Raw genomic sequence first — 20,499 nt, forward strand, 5'->3', positions numbered from 1 at the left:
CCACTGGAATCAGGGAGGCAGCAATGCATGAACGTTTCGTGCCCGCACCAATAACCAGTCGGGCGGCAGCCGATGCTGCTGAGGCAGGCCGGATCTGTGCACTGGCACTCCGCGCACAGATCGACCTGCACGCCGCCGCAACCGCCACCGAGTACGCGGCCTTCTTTCCGGACCCCCCGATCGGCCCACAGGTCTACTCGGGCATCGCGGTCACCAACGCGTTCATCTCGCCCTGGAGCACCAGCGCCGAATTGCGCCTGCTCAATCGCGCCGCGTCATGGGTCTTTGCCATCGACCTGCTGATCGACCACCGTGCCACCGAGCAGACCGAAGTGGACCAGCTCATCGCCGCATGCCTGAGCGCCGCAGGCGGGACAGCCGATCCGCACGAACATCCGGGGGCGCGATTCCTCTCGGCGCTCCGCAACGACCTGCGCACCGCCGACGCGTTCCCCGCACTGGAAGGACTGTGGTTGGCGGAGCTGCAACGCATGCTTGCGGCGATGGCCCAGGAATGGAGGTGGAAGACCGCCGCGGCAGGCGCCTCGGGAGCCACCAGGCCCAGCCTGTCCGACTATCTCGACAACGCCGACAACTACGGCACCGTCTGGATCAACCTCACCCACTGGATCCACAACGGTCACCGCGCCACGCTTGCGCACCTGGACGAGCTCCTGCACATCAGCCGCGTAACCCAACAAATCATGCGGCTGCGCAACGACCTGGGTACCTATCAACGCGATGTGGACTGGCACGACCTCAACGCGCTGATGCTAGCCGATCGGCCGGAGGTCGAGCAGACCATCGGCCATCTCTCCAGAAGCATTCAGCAGCCACTGGCGCACCTGGGCGCTACCTGCCCGCACAACGTGCAGTATCTACAGCGCCAAGCGGACTACATCACCGGCTTCTACGCAGCCGGCGGAGAGTTCTGGTCGTACGACGCGGTGACAGCCGAGGCCCACATCACCGGGTGAGGGCAGCCACCTGCCGCAGTGAATGCCGGATTTGGGGCTGCCTTTACGCATCACGGTGGCCACGACGGCGGAGCAGGTGCCGGACAAGCCCTCCCGAATCTAAGCACGTGAGCACATGACCTTCGTGGTACGAAACCAAGGATGGTACTCAATGACCGAGACCCCGCTCACCGGAAAAGTGGCCCTGATCACCGGAGCCGGCTCAGGAATCGGAGCCGCCACCGCCACGTTCTTCGCAAACATGGGCGCTCGCCTCGCCCTGGCGGACATCAACGATGAAGCAGGACGTGCCGTCGCCGATCGCCTCCAGCGCGATGGGGCGAAGACCTTGTTCATCCAGGCCGACGTGTCGCGGGCGGACGACGTATCGGCTATGGTTGCTGCGGCTGTCTCTCACTTCGGGGCCCTGGACTGCGCGTTCAACAACGCCGGCATCGACGGGGACTATGCTCCAACCCACCAATGCACTGAAGAGAACTTCGACCGCGTACTCGCCGTCAACCTCAAAGGCGTCTGGCTCTGCCTCAAGTACGAGCTCGCCCACATGCTCGACCAGGGGCACGGCGCGATTGTGAACGTGGCTTCCGTCGCCGGCCTGGTCGGCGTAAATGTTGGACTGCCCGCCTACACCGCGTCCAAACACGGAGTCGTCGGCCTGACCCGCGACGCGGCGCTGGAAGTGGCCACTACCGGAATCCGTGTGAACGCCATCTGCCCTGGAGTCACCCGCACCGAGATGTACGACCAAGCCATCAAGAAGGGCTGGGTGGTCGAGGAGCAACTCCTCGACCACCAACCCGTCAAACGGGCGGCCCAACCAGAGGAGATAGCGCAAGCCGCCGCATGGCTCTGCTCGGACCAGTCCTCCTTCGTCACCGGCGCGATTCTGCCCGTCGACGGCGCCTGGACGGCTTGCTGAAATCCCCACCAATACCGGCGCCACGCCAGTGGGCAGCACTCGGACTGACCCGCCCCGGCCTTCGGCGGTGGTGGTGTCGATTCCCTGCTCCAGGAACCGGAACGCGACGTCGCGGTGCCGGAACTCGTCCAGGAGTGAGACCAGATGCGCGGTTGAGCGTCCGACCCGGTCAGGCGGGTGCACACGAGCACGTCCCCGGCGCGCAGCACCTTGTTCACCACGTCCTACTGCGGCCGGGAGGATTTCGCACCAGAGGTGTAGTCGACGTAGATGTTCTGACCAAGCGGTAGGCATCATCTTCACGGCCGGTCGCTCGCCACACATTGCCGACCACCCACGCCGCACCAGCCAGCGCGGCAGGGTCATCGGCTTGTTCAGCCGAGGCCATGCAGCGGTCGGCCGACAACCACAGCAACGCCCAATCCGACACCCACGCGAGCGCCTGCTCCGCCAGAGCATAGGCAGCCGACAGCGCGGCGTGTGCTTGTCGACGCTCATCTTATGGCCGGAACCACCTCTGCGAACCCCGGCCGACCATCGTCGTCGACGGCTTCTCGCCAGTCAGTTCGCTCAAGTCCTGCACACCGAGCGCGTCGGCAAGCTGCACGAGCTTCTCCCAGCGGGGCGGATGAAGCCCGCCCTTCTCGACCGCCTTGAGCCACTCGGCCGACCGGCCAACGAGGCCGGCCACAACCGGCCGCGACTTGCCGCGTCGTTCCCGGATGATCTGAATGCGTTCGCCGATCGTCCTGCCTGCAAGCTCGTCCGTCACAACGGATCACCTCTTCGCGGAAGGGGCGCCTGCTCGCGAAACCCCCGGCCCGTCGACCGGGGGCATACCTCCCGAAGAGATACCCGCGAGCGTAGCGACCTCCCGATCAGGTGACGAGGCACCGAGCGCCCGTTCGAGCACGGAACCGGGAAGTCGATCTCCTCGGCCAGCACGGTCTGGAACGCGGCCATCTGTTCGGCTTCGCCGTAGGCGTCGGTGAGTATGACTTCGATGTCGTCACGAAGTCGTGCTTCGGCCTCCTGCTCCGCTGCCTAGCTGGGCGAGGCGGGTGTTGATTCCGGCCTTGTCAAAGGCGATCCACGCGAGCTCATCATCGACACAGTCCTCAACCGGTGCGTCACCACGGCCGCCCACGCAGATCGGAAGGGTGGCGGCTGGTGTCGGCTCGACGACCTCCTCCAGGGTGATCTCGTGCCGCCAGTCGTCACCGAAGTCATAGGTGTAGGTGATGGGCTTGCGGGCACGGGCGAACGCGGCGGCCAGGGTGATCCCATGTTCGTCGAAGTCGAAGTCGAAGTTCGGGTCGCCGTACTGACGCCGTCCGACGGTGAACCCGTGGAGATGGTCGCCGTCCCAGGCGAAGGCGATCTGAATGACCTCGTGCAAATCGCCCAACGTGGCGGATGCCGGCATGAGCACACGGCGCCAGCACGCCGGCCGCACATGCTGCAGAACGATCTTGACCTGGTACGTCCCGTCTTCTTTCGCGTCGTCGGACGAGCCGAGCAACGACACGCCTCGGGTGCCGATCATCGACAGGGCCCAGCGGCCAAGAGGAGTGATCCGCCGCACCGGCGCGTCGGTGATGGCGCCGAAGGCGGCCAGCAACTCCAACGTCACCTCCGCCGGATCGCGCACGCCGAACCCCCGAGTGAAGGTCTGGTACAACTCGTACCCCGCATGTATGATGACGTGACTGATCGCTCTCGCCAGTTCGGCGCGGGTCGGCACCGGTTTGCCAGCCAAGACGGTCAGGGCGAGCCTGCCGATCTCCAGTTCTTCCGATGCCTCCTCACCGTCGAACAGGCCGGTCAGGGCGGCCGCGAAACATCGGGCCCAGAGCTCGAGCAGCTCGTCGGGGCTGGCGGACTGCCAGCCCGCCAGGGCCGGCGCCGCCACGGCTCGACCGCCCTCGATGGAAATCAGTCCCGCGCCGAGCGCCACCGTCCATCGCCAGTGCAGCGCGGGCACGTCCGCCGCGCTGCGCACAGACTCCGGCAACTCGATGCCCAGCGCACGGCCTGCCGCCGGCACGTCCGCCCGCCGCAGCACATGGTTGGCCGTCACCGCCCGGCCCGTGCCAACCCAACCCGCCAGGACAACCGCGTCCCGAAACGCATCACACTCGCGCACCGAACGAGCAAGATCATCAACTAGATCGTCACTGCCCACCGGGCGAGGATAGAGCGCCCCGGCGGCCACCGACCAAGCGGCCAGACGCACTGTCTGTGACAGCACTGTCCCCACGCCAGTTCGGCGCATATGGCCTTGCCGGCGACTGCCGCTGCGCGGATTCGGCGAGTGCTGCACGGGATCGCGGCCATCAGAGGTAGCGAGTGCTCGAACTCGACATGTCCTGCATGGATGTGCACGGCCGCAAGCAGTCCGGTATCACACTCAAACCAAGAGCTCCGAACGATCACGATTAGGCTGAGCTCTTGCCATGCTCAGTCAGCGCACGTCGTGCTTCCCGGTCTTCACGTCGCGTAGAAACGCCGACCATGCCGAGGACGCGAAGGGGAGAACTGGGCTGGCGGATCCGAGCTTGCTGTCCTTTACACCAGCAGCGCCCGGTAGGTAAGCCACCATGACGCAGGCACCCCCGCCGCCGTGACTATGGCTACTCTTCCGCCAGTGCGCCTGGGCGAAGACCGAAGTTAACATGCCGCGCTCCCTTGCCGTGCTTACAACTCCCGAGCGAGCCGGTTCAGGACGGTGATCGATTCCTTCTGGCTCAGCGCCTTGGACCGCAAGGCGCTGTAGTTCGGGGTATAGATCTCAACTTCGGCTGGATCCTCCATATAGACGCTGCTCGTGAGGTGTTCCGCGAACGCGACGTCCGGATCTTCCTGGTCGGGGAAGGACAGCAGGATGAACGGTGCACCAAGCGCGGGTATCGCCCCCGTACCTGAAGGGTCACGTTGGGGAGCTTGGCGCTGGCCACGAGGTGTTTGAGCTGTTCACGCATGACCTCGGGGCCGCCGACGAGTTGTCGCAGTGCCGACTCGTGGATGACGGTTCCCAACGTGAGCGGGTTTGTCTCGTGCAGCCGTGCCTGCCGCTGTGCGCGAAGATCGGCACGCTCCTTCATGACGACCTCATCAGCTTGCGGTATCCACGCCTGGATGAGTTCGGTGGCGTAACGCTCGGTCTGCAACAACCCTGGAATCAGCTCAGCCGCGAACTCGCGCACTTCGGCGGCCTCGGACTCCAGTCCGACGTACTCCTCGAAGTTCGACGCCAGCGTGTCCTGTCCGTACCGCTGCCACCAGCCCTTCTGCCTGGCTTGCAAGGCAAGCGCGACATACTGGTCTCGTTCCGCGTCGGGAACGCCATAGACTGCTGCCAGCGCGAGAACCTCGGCCGGGCCGGCGCTGCTCACTCGCGCGCAGCACGCGGGGCAGGGGCGGGCGCCTACAACGTCTGGGATCTCATCGCCCAGGTCGAAGCCGAACGCAAAGACGAGCAGGACCGGGCAATAGTGCGGCCGTCTTGGCCCTCTGGACCGCAGTTCCCCGACTAAGACCCTGATGGTGAGCCCACCGGTCGACACCACTTGCGTATTTGAGCCCTAGCCAGCCCCCGAGCCAGCTCCCTAGCCAGCCCCCGAGCCGGGCCGGTGCAGCTGCCTCCCCGACCACTGCACCGGCCCACCCGGTGGCCGGGCGTCTTCCCCCTCCCACGCCCGGCCACCGGCCCGCCTGTTCCGACTGCCTTCCAGAGTTTGCCGAATCCAGACGCCACGGCCGTTTCGCAAGTCCCGGAGGATGTAGTGGGCTACGTGCAGCGTCCCGAGTGGACTGGGGTGTTCGTGGCCGAGCTCGACGATGGTGAGCGATGCGTCAGAGTTTTCAGCACTCCGGAGCGGGTGGCGCTTTTCGCCAGCGCTAGCGAAGGCAGCCCAGCGGCTTGAGCACGGACTTGCGATGGGTACGTGTGCGGGTGAATGCGTTGCTTATCGCATGGCGATGAATCGTCGTAGCTTTCCGGTCGATTCGTGGCGGGGGAGCCGGTCGACCTTCTGGAGTCGGACCTCCGGGTTCGGCAGGCCGTGGCGACTCAGCGCGGCCGCGACCGATGCGGTCAGCTTGGCCGCGTCGGGCGAGCCGACGGCGAGGATATCGGCTCCGGCCGGAGTCTGGCGGACCTGGTATTCGGCGATGTGCGGATCCGTGCCGAGGACGTGGCGGAAGACGCTCGCCGGCACCGTGCACGCCGGGTAGTGGAAGTCATCGTCGTGCCGTCCGGCGATATCTGCCAGCCGCACGAACGAACTTCCGCATTCGCACCTGCCGGGCAGGGGTGTGATCTCGTCCCCGAGGTCGTAGCGGATGAACGGGAACGTCCGATTGGCGAGTCCGGTGGCGAGCGTTCGCGCGGCGGGCTCGTCCGGGGCGACCGGCGTTCCGTCCTCGTCGACCCGTTCCAGCACGACCTCGTCCTCGCACACGTGCAGTCCCTCAGCGCGTCCGCACCCGACCGCCTGCACACCGATCTCGGTCGAGCCCCAGAGGTTGTGGACCGGCACGTTCCAGGCGTCGCGGATCGCCCGTCGATCCTCGTCGAACAGGGGCTCGGAGTTCGTGCTCACCCGCACGGGGCGGATCTCCAGCGCTCCTGCCAAGGCGGCGCGGGCAAGCCGCCCGATCACCGTCGCGTACCCGACGAGATGGGTGGGGCGGGCAGCCGCCACCGCTGCGAGGACCTCGTCGAACGGCTCGCTGGCCGGGATCACGACCGTCTCCATGCCCGCTGCGCTCGGTACGTCGAACAGCGGCGTGCTGGCGTGCGGTGGCACCCCTGCCTCCAACACCGCGAGCCGGGCTGGGCGCCGCGGCCCACGCCGCTCCTCTCGCGCCTGCATCCGCCAGGCGAGACAAGCCAGCGTTACGAACAGTTCCCAATCCCACGCGTACACGCCTCGTACGCCGGTCGACCCGCCGGAACTGAAGATCTGCTGACCGCCCGGTGCGTACGAGAACCACGGTTGTCCGGCGAGGATGCGCTCGGCTGCTGCCCGGTCGAGGTCGGGAACCGTCACGATGGCGTCCCACTCCTCCTGCGCCTCCCGCTTGGTCATCACCGGAAGCCTCGCCAGGTCTGCCACCGTGACCGAGGAAAGATCGAGGCCACGCATCCGGGCCGCGTGAAAGGGCGAACGCTCGCGCGCATATGCGAGCAGAGCACGCAGCCGCTGGTCGCGGTAGCGGTCAATCCGTTCCCGGGGCCAATCCAGGCGTGCGACGTGGTCCTCTAGCGCCGCTTGCACCGCACTGAGATGGCCGGCGCGCAGGCGCCCGTACGTCGCCTTCGCGACGCTCATTCGGTCGGTGCCGGCCGAATCGGACATCCGCATCCTCCGGGGCCCGGGGAGGCCGCGCGCCAGCCTCCTCGTGTTCCTGCTTCCGAGTCTTCCACGACCACGCAGACCGGCCACCCGCGCCGACGCGCTCGATTTCGGCCAGGGAGTTCGCGGTCAGTCGCCTTCTCCGGCGGCGGTCGCGCCGGGGGTGCCCGGCACTACGACGTGGCTGACGACGTGGCTGACGACGTGGCGGGTGCGGTCGGCGTCTCGCGCGTGGCTGGTCCGCGCGATGATCGACACTTGGATTTACTTAGGCGGGACGGCACCACCGTTGCCAGGCCGCTGAGCTCCTACGGAGTTGGGGTCAACTTGTCTGACTTGCCGTCACGAGCTCTCCGGGGCGCTGCTGCTTTTCAACCATGTCTTTGGCCGCGCCGGGACGTGGCTTCCGGCGCGGTTGGTAACGGGTGTGTCCGGCTTGCCGAACTAATGTTCAGTCATGTCGACGTGCTGCCATCTGGGGGAGTACGTTGCCTATTCCGATTGCGAGCGCAATGAGCCATTCGGTCTTCCACTCGTCCAGCGGTGAGAACGAGCGGTTGCGGGTCGAGCTGTTGCACCCTCCCGCGATGTACTACGCGTTGGTGCACAACAGGGTTCCGGTGGTGCACCATCTCCGGGTCGAGAACCGCGGCGACGTCGCGATCGAACAGGTCGAAGTCATGCTGGAGCTCACCGGGCCGGACGGACCGCTCGCCGAGCCGTGGACCCGAGCTGCGGTGACCGTGCCCGCTGATGGCGTGGTGAGCTGGGACGACTTCCGCGAGTTCGCCCCGGACGCATCGGCGTTGAAGAGCGCCGACGAAGCGTTTCCAGTCACCTATCGCGTCGCCGTGCGAATCGGGGATGGGGCTGACCTCGAACTGTCGGTTCCGTCAAGGGTGCTCGCCCACAACGAGTGGCTGAGCGCTCCGGCGCTCTACGAGTCGATTTCCGCTTTCGTGCAGCCCAACACCGCCGCGGTGCAGCAGGTGCTGCGGGCAGCTGGAGCGCTGCTCCAGCGAGAGACCGGTTCCAGCTCGCTGCAGGGCTACCAGGCCGGTCCGAAGCGCGCGGTGCAGATCGGTGCCGCCATCTACGAGGCGCTGCGCGAGCACGCGATCACCTACGTCGGGATGCCGGCATCCTTCGAAGACACCGGGCAGAAGGTCCGCACCACTGCTGAGGTGCTGCGCGACCGCGTGGGCAACTGCATCGACCTGTCGGTCACCTACGCGGCCTGTCTGGAAGCAGCTGGGCTGCACCCGTTGATCTGGATCGTGCGGGGGCATGCGTTCGCCGGGTTCTTCCTCAACGAGGAACGGCTACCGGAGAGCGTATCCCTGGAACCGGCTCAGATGATCAACGTGGTCGAATCCGCGAAGGCGGTCGCCGTCGAGCTCACCGGGATCGGCCCCGGTGCGGACTCCGTTGACTTCGCCGAGGCAGTTCGGCTGGGCCGCGCCCACCTGCGTGGTCCGCGCGACCTCCACGGCATGGTCGACGTTCATCTCGCGCACCGCTGTGACATCCGGCCGATGCCTTCGGCGGATCCCGTGGCCCCGGAGGTCGCCCAGGAGGCGCCGGCAGCAGCGGGGCAGAGCCGTCTCGCCCTTCCGGACGAGCTGATCGCCAGTGGTGCGCTAAATGATGAGGAAAACCTCGAACAGCAGGCCACCACCAGCGATACCCCACCGCGGATCGGAGCTTGGCGGCGTGCATTGCTCGATCTGAGCCTGCGCAACCCTCTGCTAAAGCTCCCCAAGCGCGGCAAAGGATTGGACCTGCACGTACCTGCCGGGTCGCTCAAAGACCTTGATGATTTGGTGCACACGGGAAAGCCACTCGACATCGTGGCGCAAGACATCCTCGGCGGTGTACAGGAGCTGCAGGGTGTGCGGCGCGCGCAGGAGCTCCCGGACGAGATCGTGGCAAACGAACTCGTCGCCGATTGCCGCGTCTACGCCTCGGTGACCCAGGCGCGCTACGTCGACCGCATGCGGGAGTTGCAGCGCGCGGCGCGGACCGTGGAGCAGGAAACCGGCAGCAACTACCTGTACCTCACCCTCGGTTCGATGGTGCACCCAACTCCGAGCGGTGAGGCGCACGCACCGCTGTTCGTGCTACCGGTGCGCATCGAGGGCGGCACCGGACGCCGGCCCTACACGCTGGTCGTCGACGGTGACGAAATCGCAGCGCCTAACCACTGCCTGGTGCAGTGGCTGCGGCAGAAGCACGGTGTCGAGATTCCCGTGCTGCAAAACCCGATCCTCGACGAAGCCGGCATCGACATCGGCGCATCGCTGCGCGCGATACGGCAGGGCCTCGTCGACAACAACCTCAACTTCCGGATTGACGAGACGGCGAGCCTGCGGCTGCTGGAGTTCTCCACGTTCCAGATGTGGCGTGATCTGACGCAGCACTGGGAGACTTTCATGCGGAACCCGGTGGTTCGGCACCTGGTGGAGAACCCTGGTCGGCCGATGGGTGCTGCCACGCCAGCCGTGGTGGACATCGACGAGACCGAGCTCTTCCTGCCGATCGCTGCGGACGGCTCGCAACTGCGGGCTGTCGCACTCGCCGAGCAAGGCCACTCCTTCGTGCTGGAAGGACCGCCCGGCACCGGGAAGTCCCAGACGATCACTAACCTGATCGCCCATGCCATGGCCGCTGGCAAGACAGTGCTGTTCGTCGCCGAGAAACAAGCCGCGCTGGACGTGGTAAAGCGGCGGCTCGCCGCACTCCGACTCGACACCTTCTGCCTGGACGTGCACGGCCGCAAACAGTCCCAGCGCAGCATCCACCAGCAGCTCAAGGCCGCGAAAGAGCGGCAGGTACCGGCAGATCCCCACGAGTGGAGCGCGCTGACCGCCAAGTTCCGGTCCAAGGCCACCGCGTTGCAGCAGTACCCCGAGCAGCTGCACGACACCAACGGCGCTGGATTCTCGGTATGGTCCGGTTATCAGGCGAAGTTGGCGCACGAGGATGGCCCCGCGGCGTACGTTCCGCCGAGCTACTTCTCGCTTCCCGAGCAGCAGCGCCGGGCTGTTGAGGCCGCCGCGCGCGACCTGCCCGGTGCAACGCGCTCCGCGCGGCTGAGGCCGCAGCACCCGTGGGCGATCAGCGGGCGTCGCGACGTGGCGGGATCGGACGCTCAGGCTGTCCTTGCCGCCGCACGGGAGCTTGAGGACGTGCGGCAGTGTTTCGCACGGCTACCGGAGACGTTGCGGCACCAGATCAGTGCGCTGCCGAATCCGCTGCAGCTAGGGCAGGTTATCGAGGCAGCCCGGCTCGCCAGGGCAGGAAGGCTCCCGGACGCCGGCCGGACCGCGGCGGCCGCGCAACCCGGATGGGACGGCGTCGTGCAGGGTGCGGTGCGGGCGATCAGCCTTTTCCAGCAGCAGCACCGGGAAGCACTCGCGACGTTCCGGCCGGAGTTTTTCGTGCATCCCGCCTTCGACGGCCTCCAAGCCCAGGCCGCGGAAGCTGATCGCGGGCTTTTCGGCAAGAAGAAGCGCCGCGTGGCCTTGGTCGATGCCCTGCGGGGACACCTGGCTCCGCACGCGGAGCTCGACGAAGCGACCGTTCTCGCGAAACTTCAAGTCGCGGCTCAAGCGAGGCAGGCCGCAGCTGAAGTCGCACACAACACCCGTGCGGTAACTGGGCTGTTGTTGCCGCCGTCGTGGTTGCCGACCCGCCCTGACGCAGCGGCAGCGGTGCAGTCTGAACACCGCGCACTGCAGGTGTCGCGAGAGGCCCGTCACCGACTTCCAGGAGTGTGGGAGGCACTGAGTAGGCTCGGCGCGCACGTCCCGGCCGAGGAGTTGGCGCGATTCATCGGCGCTTGGCAGCGCTGGATGCAGCTGCTCAACACCACCGACGAGGAATTCTCCCGCTGGGCGACGGATTCCGGCTGGGCGGCTTCCTGGGAGCGTGACGGCCACGGCTGGGTTTCCGAACTTGGCGGCGGCCTGGTCGCGATTCAGCGGTGGGGCGTTGTACTCGCGCACACCGATGTGCTCAAGGACGCCGGGCTGTCCGAATTCCGCGCTCGGATCCTCGCCGGCGAAGTCCCGTCCGCGGAGATCGAGATGGCAGTCCTCCGCGGCATCGCTGCGTCCGCAGTTGCCGAACGTCTGCACACCAGCGAGCTGGAGTACTTCGACGCGGAGACCCACCAGCAGCAGGTAGCCGACTACCTCGAACTCGGCGACGAGATCCGCGATCGCCTTCCCCAGCAGATCGCTGCCAGGCTCGTCAACGCATCGCAGCGGGATCTTGCGTTCCGGGATCGCGTTGGAGAGCTGCTGCGGCGCTTGGCCGCCCGCAATGATCGGCTTTCGTTCCGGGAAGCCGTCGTCCAGTACTTCGATGTCATCAGCCGGTTGACCCCGTGCCTGCTGATGAGCCCGGCGTCGGTGGCAGCTTTCCTGGAGCCAGGGGACATCGACTTCGACATAGTCGTGTTCGACGAGGCTTCGCAGATCCGCGTTGCGCAGGCCATCGGTGCGATGGGGCGCGGGAAGTCGGTCGTCGTGGTCGGTGACTCCAAGCAGATGCCGCCCACCAGCGTCATGCAGGCCAGCAATGCCGAGGAGTCGGCAGATCCCACAGTGCCGGAGGACCTCGACAGCATCCTCTCCGAGTGCATCGAGTCCGGGTTGCCCCGGGAGTTGCTGACCTGGCACTACCGCAGCACCGACGAGTCGCTCATCGCCTTCTCCAACCGGCATTATTACGACGGCAAACTTGCCAGCCTGCCCGCGCCGGGCGGGGACGAGTCCGTGGGGATCGTCTGGCGGCGGGTGGACGGGCACTTCGAGTCGGGCGGTAGCCGGACCAACGTCATCGAGGCCAGGGCGATCGTTGCGGAGATCTCCCGGATCCTCGCCGACCCGCGCACCGCCGACCGGTCGATCGGGGTCGTCACGTTCAACATCCAGCAGCGGGACCTGGTCCTGAACCTGCTGGAGGGCAGCGATGACGTGCGAATCCAGCAGGCGCTATCCCGCGGCGGCAACGAGGAGCTGTTCGTCAAGAACCTGGAGAACGTGCAGGGTGACGAACGGGACGTGATTCTGTTCTCGCTGGCGTTCTCCCCCGACCCCAAGACCGGTCGAGTCCGGTTGCAGCTCGGTCCGCTGATCAACACCGGCGGCGAGCGGCGCCTCAACGTCGCGGTGACCAGGGCACGCACGCAGGTGATCGTGTTCAGCTCGTTCGACCCGGAGCACATCGACCTCACGGCCACCAAGGCCGCAGGTATCCACCACCTGCGCGCCTACCTGGAGGTAGCAGCCCGGGGCTTGCACACTTCCGGCGATCTCACCGGCCGCTCGGGTCGCGCGAACCTCGACCGGATCACCGAGGAGATCGCCGCCGCCATCCGGGCCCGCGGTCACGAGGTGGAAGCACATTACGGGCTGTCGCACTTCACGGTGGACATCGCGGTGCGCTCGCCTGGCCAGCGGAGCTGGCAGGTGGCGGTCCTGCTCGACAGCCCGGAGTGGGCCGCACGCCCGGCGTTGGCCGACCGCGACGCAGCACCGCGACTGCTCACTGACGTGATGAACTGGTCCGAAGTGGTGCGGGTCTGGTTGCCGCAGTGGATGACCGATCGGGACGGCGTTCTCGACCAGATCGATCAGGCCGTGGCCGCCTCGTCGGTGCCGCCTGAGCCAGCGCCGGTCGAGGACTCCCCGGTGCTGGACATGCAATGGCCCACTCAGACCGAGGAACCAGTTATAGAGCCGACTGTTGAGGCTGTACCGATCATAGAGGTCGAAGCGGATCGACCGGTACTGCGCGACGCTGTGACGACTCCCGACGCCACCGAACCCAGTCCCGGCACGGCGGTCGAGGAATTCGTTCCATTCGAACCGACTTCGGTCGGTACCCGCGAGCAGCTTGACGATTTGGCGCACGACAAATCCGTGCAACTGCTGGTGCAGGAATGCATGGACAAGGTGATCGCGTGCGAGGGACCGATCGAGATCGACCGACTGATGAGGCTGGTCGGCAAGTGCTTTGAACTGCAGAGACTACGTGCTGACCGCAGTCATTTGATGCAGCGGTTTCTACCGGATCGGTACCGCGTCACTGGTCGTTTCAACACCAGGTTCGTCTGGCCCGACCACTGCGATTCGGCGACCTGGCGCGGCTTCCGGCGCAACTCCAAGCAGAACGGCCGGAAGTTCAACGAAATCGCACCAGAGGAGATCGTCAACGCGATGCGCCACGCTCTCGACACCGGATCTGCCAACGACACCAAGCAGCTCTATCGGACGGCGCGAGAACTGCTGGGCTACGGCAAGACCACTGAGGCGATGGAGCACGTCCTGGGGGAGGCGCTGGCTTGGGGAGTCACCGAAGGACGCCTGCCGAAGCCTCCCGCGTGAACTTCTCCTGGCCAGCAGTTTCCGCTCTGGCCGGGAAACGACCAGCGTCCCGGGAACAACCTTGCGCCAGATTGCCGAGCCAGTTCAAGTTTTGCCTGTTCAGGGTGGCTGTGGTGCGTGTCATCGGGCGCGCAGGCGCGGAGGGGGTTTCGCCCCGGGGCGAAACCCCGGGACAATGCGCGGCCATGGCCTATGAGCGTGTAGATCCCCGAGCCGGTGACCCGGGTCGGTCGGGCCCCGGACAAGCAGGGCCCGACCGACCGGGACCGCCACCCGGCCCACCGCCACCCGGCCCACCGCCAGGCGGCCCGCCGCCGGGAGGACCGGCGCCGGGAGGACCGCAGATTCCACCAGGGCCGCCACCGCAGGGCGGCCTGCCGCCGGGACAACCCGGTCCTCCTCACCAGGAACCGGGCCAGCCGATGCCACCCGGCCCTCGACCGGGAGGACAGCAGGGCCCGCCGATGGGCGGCCAGCCGGGCACGCCGCCGGGCTGCCCCGGACCGCCGCCGCCGGGCCAGCCGGGCACGCCGCCGCCCGGTCCGCATGGTGGTCAGCAAGGTCCGTCGCCGGGACAGCTGGGCGTACCCCCGGGCCCGCCGCAAGGCGGTCCGCCAGGTTCCCCGCAGCCCGGTCCGCCTGGCCAGCAAGGGCCGGGGCAACTGGGGCAGCAGGGAATGCAGCAACCCGGGCAACCGGGGTCGCCGATGATGCCTGGCGGCCCGCAGGGCTTCCAGCAAGGTGGCGCACCGGCCGGGACCACGCCGATGGGCCAGTCGACGCCGGTCGGACAGCACCCGGCTCAGCAGCCTCTCGCCAACCAGTACCCGGCGACGCGCGTCCAGCGGCGCCCGGACGTCGAGCAGCCCGAGCCCTTCCGCGACCAGGACGCGGACCGCTACCGCGACGATCCGTACGACGATCGCTACCGCGACTCGTACCAGGACCGCTACCGGGATCCCGAGCCCTATGACGACCGGTACCGGGACGATCCGTACGACGACGGCTACCGGGAGCGGGATCGCTACCGCGACCGGGACCCGTACCCGGACCGGCACCGGGATTGCGACTACGACGACCGCCGGTATGCGGAGCGGGACTATGACGACCGCCGGAGCCGGGGCGATCGGTTCCGGGGCCCCAGCGCCGACACGATCGGTCGCCTCATCCAGGTGCTGACGGCGCTGATCTCACTGGTCTTCGTGCTGCACATCGTATTCGTGGTGACCGGGGCCAACCAGGCAAACGACTTCGTCGCATTCACCTACGGGACCGCGAAGTTCTTCGTGCTCGGGCTCGGCGACGTGTTCACCCCGGGCGACGCCACGATAGGCGTGATCCTGAACTACGGCCTCGCGGCGCTGATCTACCTGTTCGCGGGCCGGATCATTGCCCGCGCCTTGAAGCGGTAAAGGCGGTGAAGGGCACCTTCGGGCAACACGGCCGGGTGGCAGCTGGACGAGGTGAACGAGCGGTTGGCGGAGCATCCGCTGCAACCGCCGGCCGAGGTCGGTTCGAGCCCGTCGGCCGGCGGCATGGTCGCCGCCAACACGATGCCGGACGACCGGAGCAGGGGGCTGTCGGCGGCGCGAAGCGGCGGTTCGACCCGGACGGCAGCCTCGGTTGGTCGCTGGCCACGCCTGACCGGGTGAGCAGGTGAAACGGGGGTCGAGCCCGGCGCGCGGGCGGCTTGAGCCGCGCCACATTTCCAGGGGCGACGGCCGGGCGATGGCTGGGCATGGCACCCTTGGTATGGCTGTTCCTGCATTTCGCGACGGGTACGGCTTCGCATGTACGCCCCGGTTGCGCCGGATAGCCGGGCGATGACCAGGAGTGGCTTGAGTGGAAAGTTTCTTCTCCTTCATTCTCTACCCGGTGTCGGCGATCTTGTGGTTCTGGCACAAGGTCTTCGGTGCCGTGCTCGGGCCGGACAACGGCTTCGCCTGGGCGCTTTCGGTGTTCTTCCTGGTGTTCTCGCTGCGCGTGGTGCTGCTGAAACCGGCGATCAGCCAGCTGCGCGCGGGGCGCAAGATGGCGAAGTTCGCGCCGCAGATCCAGAAGCTGCGCGAGAAATACAAGGGCGATCGCCAGCGCATGGCGCAGGAGATGCAGAAGTTGCAGTCCGAGCACGGGGTGAACCCGCTCGGCGGCTGCCTGCCCGCGCTGCTGCAGATCCCGGTGTTCCTGAGCCTGTTCCACGTCCTGCGGAACTTCACGCCGACCGCGCAGAGCAACTTCGTCTTCGACCGGGCCGGCGTCGAGTCGTTCGTCAACGCCAACATCTTCGGCGCCAAGCTGTCGAACTGGATCACCCAGCCCGCGGACCAGCTCGCGCTGTTCGGCACCGACCGGACGTCCATGATGATCGTCGGCATCCCGCTGATGCTCATCGCCTCGGTGGCCACCTTCTTCACCATGCGGCTCTCGGTCAAGAAGCAGACCGACGCCGCGATGGCCAACCCGCAGTCGGCCATGATGGCCAAGTTCATGATGTACATCGCGCCGGTCGGCGCGATCATCTCCGGCTGGTTCCTGCCGATCGCGGTGCTGCTGTACTGGCTGGCCAACAACGTCTGGACGCTGGGCCAGCAGCACTTCCTCACCAAGAAGATCGACCGCGAGCAGGAGCGGGAGAAGGCAAAGGAGATCGAGGCCAAGAAGTCCGCGCCGCGGCCGAAGCCGGGCCAGAAGCCGGTGCGCCCGGAGGCCAAGGCGGCCGACGGGGAGTCGGAGGCGGAACCTGCCGCCGCGACAGCGGGCGGCCAGCAGGCGACCAAGAGCAGCAGCAACGGCCAGCGTCCGGCCGGCAAGAAGAACCAGCCGAAGAACCGGCCGGGCAAGCAGGCGGCGTCGAAGAAGGGCAAGAAGCGCCGCTGAGTCCGCAATTTCAATGGAAATCGAAGGTCTGATTTCCATTGAAATTGCGTCAACGGAACTCGGGTTCCGTGATTCGGAAGAAGTGGCGGAGGGTCGGCGGGAGGGAAACTCCCACCGGCCCTTTCGCGTGTTCGGCTGCGGCTTACGGCGGGGTGGCGACGACGTGCGGTTTCTCGTCGTAGCCGAGGTCGCCGCCCATGTGGCGACCGCCGCAGGTCACCTGCACCAGCCGGTGCGCACCGCCCTGGCCGAACGGCTCGCGGGCCCGGGCCGGCAGATCTCACGAGGCCATTAGATGGACCTTCTCGGTTACGGTTACGCAACGCCTAAGATCGCGCACGCATCGTTCGCTTCGATCACCCGTTGAGCCTGCCGGTGAGCGGCTGGTAAGGCCAGGTGATCGTGACTGTTCGCGAAATCGATATCGAGTAGTGCTCCACCGCGGTGGGGGCCGGCGAGATAGAACGGTAAAGTCAGCTTTACCGAAACGGGAACCGGTCAACGCCCCCGATCGTTGTTCCGAGTGACGGCGCAAGCACGCCCCAGGAGGATGAGTTGCGCACAACGAGCAACCCAGCGTTCCGCAACCTGCCGACGACCGGCGGTTACGCGAACTTCAACTACGGTCAGGGGCAAACCGCGCCCTTCGGCCAAGCGCCGGTCGTGCCGCCGCAGACCGTGCGACCGATGACGATCGACGACGTGGTCACCAAGACCGCGATCACCCTCGGCCTGGCGGTGATCACCGGCACGCTGACCTACCTGGTCGGGCCGCCGGCCGTCGCGCTGGCGCTGCCGGCTGCGATCGTCGGCCTGGTGATCTCGCTGGTCATCATCTTCAAGAAGAAGGTGAGCCCGGCGCTGGTCATCGCCTATTCGGCCGTCGAGGGCGTGTTCCTCGGCGGGATCAGCTACGTGTTCGGCGCGTGGTTCTCGCCGGGGATCATCATCCAGGCCATCGCGGGCACCATCGGTGTCTTCGCGGCCATGCTGGTGGTCTACAAGACGGGTGCGATCCGCGTCACCCCGAAGCTGACCAAGTGGATCATCGGTGCGGTGGCCGGTGCCGCGGTGCTGATGGTGGTCAACCTGATCGCCAGCTTCTTCACCCCCGGCGGTCTGGGGCTGCGCGACGGCGGCGGGCTCGCCATCGCGTTCAGCCTGCTGTGCATCGGGATCGCGGCGTTCAGCTTCCTGCTCGACTTCGACGCCGCAGACAAGGCGATCAAGGGCGGCGTGGACGCCAAGTTCGCCTGGTACATCGCCTTCGGTCTGATGACCACCCTGGTCTGGCTCTACCTGGAGATCCTCCGCCTGATCTCCTACTTCCAGAGCAGCGACTGATCCCAGGCTCCTGACCTGAGAACGGGGCACCATCGTCCACGGCGGACGGTGGTGCCCCGTTTCGTGCCTGGCTTCCCGGTCTTCGTGGTGCAGATTGGCGGTGACCCGGCAGGCGGACCGGATGGCGTCAAGGCACGCGGCGAAGCCGCTTCCGGCGGTAAGCCGCCACCGCGACGAGTCGCCAGAGACGTGCCCAAGCCGTCGCAAGCGGCGCAGCTGCTTAGCCGCCCAAAGAACGAGTCTGGAACTGAAACGAGATCAGCTGAGGCGTTCCAGGACCATTGCCATGCCTTGCCCTCCGCCGACGCACATGGTCTCCAGGCCGAACTGCTTGTCGTGCCACTGCAGCGAGTTGATCAGCGTCGTCGTGATCCGGGCGCCGGTCATGCCGAACGGGTGCCCCACCGCGATCGCGCCGCCGTTGACGTTCAGCTTCTCCAGCGGGATGCCCAGGTCCTGGTAGGACGGGATCACCTGGGCGGCGAACGCCTCGTTGATCTCCACCAGGTCGATGTCGTCAATGCCCAGTCCGGCCCGCTTCAGGGCCTGCTTGGACGCCTCCACCGGGCCGAGACCCATGATCTCCGGCGACAGGCCGGAAACGCCGGTCGACACGACCCGCGCCAGCGGGGTCAGGCCGAGCTGGTTGGCCTTGGTGTCGCTCATGATCACCAGGGCGGCGGCGCCGTCGTTGAGCGGGCAGCAGTTGCCCGCGGTGATCCGGCCGTCGGGGCGGAACACCGGCTTGAGTCCGGAGACGCCCTCCTTGGTCACGCCCGCGCGCGGCCCGTCGTCGGCGTCGACGACCTTGCCGCCGGGGGTGGCGACCGGGGTGATCTCGCGGCTCCAGAAGCCGTTGGCGATCGCCTTCTCGGCCAGGTTCTGCGAGCGGACGCCGAAGTCGTCCATCTCGTCGCGGCTGACGCCCTTGAGCCGGGCGAGGTTCTCGGCAGTCTGCCCCATCGGGATGTAGACGTCCGGGATCTCGTCGAAGGTGCGCGGGTCGGTCCAGGAGTCCGCGCCCTGCTCGGCGGTCTGCTGGGTGCGCGCCTGCGCGTCGGCGAACAGCGGGTTCTTCGTGTCCTCGAGCGAGTCGGAGCTGCCCTTGGCGAACCGGGACACCATCTCGACCCCGGCGCTGATGAACACGTCGCCCTCGCCGGCCTTGATCGCGTGCAGGGCCATCCGCGTGGTCTGCAGGCTCGACGAGCAGTAGCGGGTGACGGTGGTGCCGGGCAGCTGGTCGTAGCCGAGCAGCACGGCGACCACGCGTGCCATGTTGTAGCCCTGCTCGCCGCCGGGCAGCCCGCAGCCCAGCATCAGGTCGTCGATGTCGGCCGGGTCCAGCTCGGGCACCTTGTCCAGCGCGGCGCGGATGATCTGCGCGGTGAGGTCGTCGGGCCGGAGGTCCTTCAGCGACCCCTTGCCGGCTCGGCCGATGGGGGATCGCGCGGTGGCGACGATGACTGCTTCGGGCATGGGAACTCCTTTGTCCGCGGTCGCGGGCGGGCGGGACGCCGCGCTCGCGACCGCCTCAGGGCGACATGACCTACCGATCGGTCACTTTAAGGCCGGTGCCCCCATCCTGGCGGTGCGGGCGGTCACCGGACAAGAGGCAAACCGACCGGTCAGTACGTCGCTTCGGGTGAGGTCAGGAGTCCGCGCGGCGGTGCAGCCGCTGGTTGAGCCGGGCCACGATCCGGCTGGTCGGACGGCGTGCCTCGGCCGCCTTCGACCTGGTCGGGGCGGGTGGCAGCGGGCCGCCCTCCCACTCGCCGAGGGCTGCGCACATCGCCGGGAGCAGGATCGTCGCCGCCGCCTCGTAGCCCGCCGCCGACGGGTGGAACCGGTCCGGGCTGAAGAACTCGCCCGGCCGTGCCAGGAACTCCGGCGACAGCAGGTCCGCCAGCGGCACCGCGCGCCCGCCGGACGCCTCCACCACGCGCCGCTGCGCGCGACCGAGCGCGAGGCTCCAGTGTCGCGCGACGGAGCGCAGCGGCTGCGGGATCGGCCGGATGGCGCCCAGATCCGGGCAGGTGCCGACGACCACCGCGACACCCGCGTCGACCAGCCGCCGCACCGCGTCGCCGAGCAGTTCCGCGCAGGCCGACACCGGCAGCCGCGAGGTAACATCGTTGGCCCCGATGATGATCATCACCAGCTCCGGCGGGCGGATCAGCGCGGCGTCCACCTGCGCTGCCAGTTCCTGCGAGGTGGTGCCGACGATCGCGCGCGTGGTCAGCGCGACCGGCCTGCCGAGCTCCTCGGCGAGGCCACGGGCCAGGCGCACCCCGGGCAAGTCGGCCGGGAAGTCGACGCCGAGCCCGGCCGCGGCGGAGTCGCCCAGCACGGCGAGCTCCAGCGGTTCGACGTCGTCGGACAGCTCTCGGCGCGGCACCGGGCCGACGCCGCTGGGCAGGTGAATGCCGTCGGCGCGCACGGGATCGTTGGCCGGTGGGCCGATCACCCGCCGTGCGTATCGGGACTGCCCGTTGAGCAGCCCGTACGCCGCGCCGGAAAGTCCGCCGGCGGTGCCCGCCGCCAGCAGTGCGAGCCGGAACGCCTTCGCCGCGATCATTCGGCCCTCCCTCACCAGTCCTGCGGCCGGGTCGGCGGCCGCACCACGG

16 protein-coding genes and 2 pseudogenes are annotated in these 20,499 nt (G+C 67.5%); 9 read left to right on the top strand and 9 right to left on the bottom strand.

What is annotated here, in order from left to right; translation table 11 throughout:
- Window positions 1–23: 23 nt before the first annotated feature.
- Together FDZ84_RS16280 and FDZ84_RS16285 are read left to right on the top strand one after the other, a co-directional pair.
- Window positions 24–977, top strand: a complete 954-nt coding sequence (locus FDZ84_RS16280) for a terpene synthase (RefSeq protein WP_168586610.1) — start codon at window positions 24–26, stop codon at window positions 975–977.
- 151 nt (window positions 978–1,128) lie between these two features.
- The gene (locus FDZ84_RS16285) at window positions 1,129–1,896 is read left to right on the top strand and encodes an SDR family NAD(P)-dependent oxidoreductase (protein ID WP_168586611.1); all 768 of its coding nucleotides are present in this window, start codon (window positions 1,129–1,131) and stop codon (window positions 1,894–1,896) included.
- Between the two features lie 114 nt (window positions 1,897–2,010).
- Here FDZ84_RS16285 and FDZ84_RS40670 read toward each other — a convergent pair.
- The 7 genes and pseudogenes from FDZ84_RS40670 to FDZ84_RS40010 all read right to left on the bottom strand — a co-directional run.
- Window positions 2,011–2,394 (bottom strand): annotated as a pseudogene (locus FDZ84_RS40670) (hypothetical protein); the annotation flags it as partial.
- Window position 2,395: 1 nt separating this feature from the next.
- On the bottom strand, window positions 2,396–2,668 hold the full coding sequence (locus tag FDZ84_RS38920; RefSeq protein ID WP_246869041.1) for a helix-turn-helix domain-containing protein: 273 nt from the start codon (window positions 2,666–2,668) through the stop codon (window positions 2,396–2,398).
- Window positions 2,669–2,905: 237 nt separating this feature from the next.
- Window positions 2,906–3,853, bottom strand: coding sequence for a plasmid pRiA4b ORF-3 family protein (locus FDZ84_RS16300; protein WP_246869042.1), 948 nt, complete (start codon window positions 3,851–3,853; stop codon window positions 2,906–2,908).
- A gap of 507 nt (window positions 3,854–4,360) precedes the next feature.
- Window positions 4,361–4,573 carry a DUF397 domain-containing protein gene (locus tag FDZ84_RS16305; RefSeq protein WP_168586612.1) on the bottom strand — a complete coding sequence of 71 codons (213 nt, stop codon included), beginning with the start codon at window positions 4,571–4,573 and terminating at the stop codon, window positions 4,361–4,363.
- Between the two features lie 20 nt (window positions 4,574–4,593).
- A pseudogene (locus tag FDZ84_RS40675) lies at window positions 4,594–5,465 on the bottom strand (DUF5753 domain-containing protein).
- A 399-nt stretch (window positions 5,466–5,864) separates the two neighbouring features.
- The gene (locus FDZ84_RS16315; protein ID WP_168586613.1) at window positions 5,865–7,259 is read right to left on the bottom strand and encodes a phenylacetate--CoA ligase family protein; all 1,395 of its coding nucleotides are present in this window, start codon (window positions 7,257–7,259) and stop codon (window positions 5,865–5,867) included.
- Window positions 7,260–7,385: 126 nt separating this feature from the next.
- A complete protein-coding gene (locus FDZ84_RS40010) occupies window positions 7,386–7,514 on the bottom strand; it encodes a hypothetical protein (protein WP_256413690.1) in 129 nt (42 codons plus the stop codon).
- 254 nt (window positions 7,515–7,768) lie between these two features.
- Here FDZ84_RS40010 and FDZ84_RS16320 point away from each other — a divergent pair, with 254 nt between their 5' ends.
- The 7 genes from FDZ84_RS16320 (at window position 7,769) to FDZ84_RS16350 (ending at window position 17,872) form a co-directional block, all read left to right on the top strand.
- Window positions 7,769–13,651 carry a DUF4011 domain-containing protein gene (locus FDZ84_RS16320; protein ID WP_168586614.1) on the top strand — a complete coding sequence of 1,961 codons (5,883 nt, stop codon included), beginning with the start codon at window positions 7,769–7,771 and terminating at the stop codon, window positions 13,649–13,651.
- Window positions 13,652–13,867: 216 nt separating this feature from the next.
- The gene (locus tag FDZ84_RS16325; RefSeq protein WP_168586615.1) at window positions 13,868–14,362 is read left to right on the top strand and encodes a hypothetical protein; all 495 of its coding nucleotides are present in this window, start codon (window positions 13,868–13,870) and stop codon (window positions 14,360–14,362) included.
- Window positions 14,329–15,063, top strand: coding sequence for a hypothetical protein (locus FDZ84_RS38930; protein ID WP_246869043.1), 735 nt, complete (start codon window positions 14,329–14,331; stop codon window positions 15,061–15,063). Before FDZ84_RS16325 ends, FDZ84_RS38930 begins: the two co-directional genes overlap by 34 nt.
- A gap of 51 nt (window positions 15,064–15,114) precedes the next feature.
- The gene (locus tag FDZ84_RS16335) at window positions 15,115–15,303 is read left to right on the top strand and encodes a hypothetical protein (protein WP_168586616.1); all 189 of its coding nucleotides are present in this window, start codon (window positions 15,115–15,117) and stop codon (window positions 15,301–15,303) included.
- A gap of 190 nt (window positions 15,304–15,493) precedes the next feature.
- On the top strand, window positions 15,494–16,528 hold the full coding sequence (yidC, locus tag FDZ84_RS16340; protein WP_168586617.1) for a membrane protein insertase YidC: 1,035 nt from the start codon (window positions 15,494–15,496) through the stop codon (window positions 16,526–16,528).
- A gap of 13 nt (window positions 16,529–16,541) precedes the next feature.
- Window positions 16,542–16,823, top strand: a complete 282-nt coding sequence (locus FDZ84_RS40680) for a hypothetical protein (protein ID WP_210435590.1) — start codon at window positions 16,542–16,544, stop codon at window positions 16,821–16,823.
- Between the two features lie 260 nt (window positions 16,824–17,083).
- A complete protein-coding gene (locus tag FDZ84_RS16350) occupies window positions 17,084–17,872 on the top strand; it encodes a Bax inhibitor-1/YccA family protein (RefSeq protein WP_168586618.1) in 789 nt (262 codons plus the stop codon).
- Window positions 17,873–18,130: 258 nt separating this feature from the next.
- Here the strand turns inward: FDZ84_RS16350 and FDZ84_RS16355 are convergent, their stop codons facing one another.
- Together FDZ84_RS16355 and FDZ84_RS16360 are read right to left on the bottom strand one after the other, a co-directional pair.
- On the bottom strand, window positions 18,131–19,351 hold the full coding sequence (locus FDZ84_RS16355; RefSeq protein WP_168586619.1) for an acetyl-CoA C-acetyltransferase: 1,221 nt from the start codon (window positions 19,349–19,351) through the stop codon (window positions 18,131–18,133).
- A gap of 172 nt (window positions 19,352–19,523) precedes the next feature.
- Complete coding sequence (locus tag FDZ84_RS16360; protein WP_168586620.1) at window positions 19,524–20,450, bottom strand: SGNH/GDSL hydrolase family protein; 927 nt, start codon at window positions 20,448–20,450, stop codon at window positions 19,524–19,526.
- Window positions 20,451–20,499: the final 49 nt, after the last annotated feature.

The organism is Saccharopolyspora sp. ASAGF58, assembly GCF_012277335.1.
Lineage (GTDB): Bacteria > Actinomycetota > Actinomycetes > Mycobacteriales > Pseudonocardiaceae > Saccharopolyspora > Saccharopolyspora hattusasensis.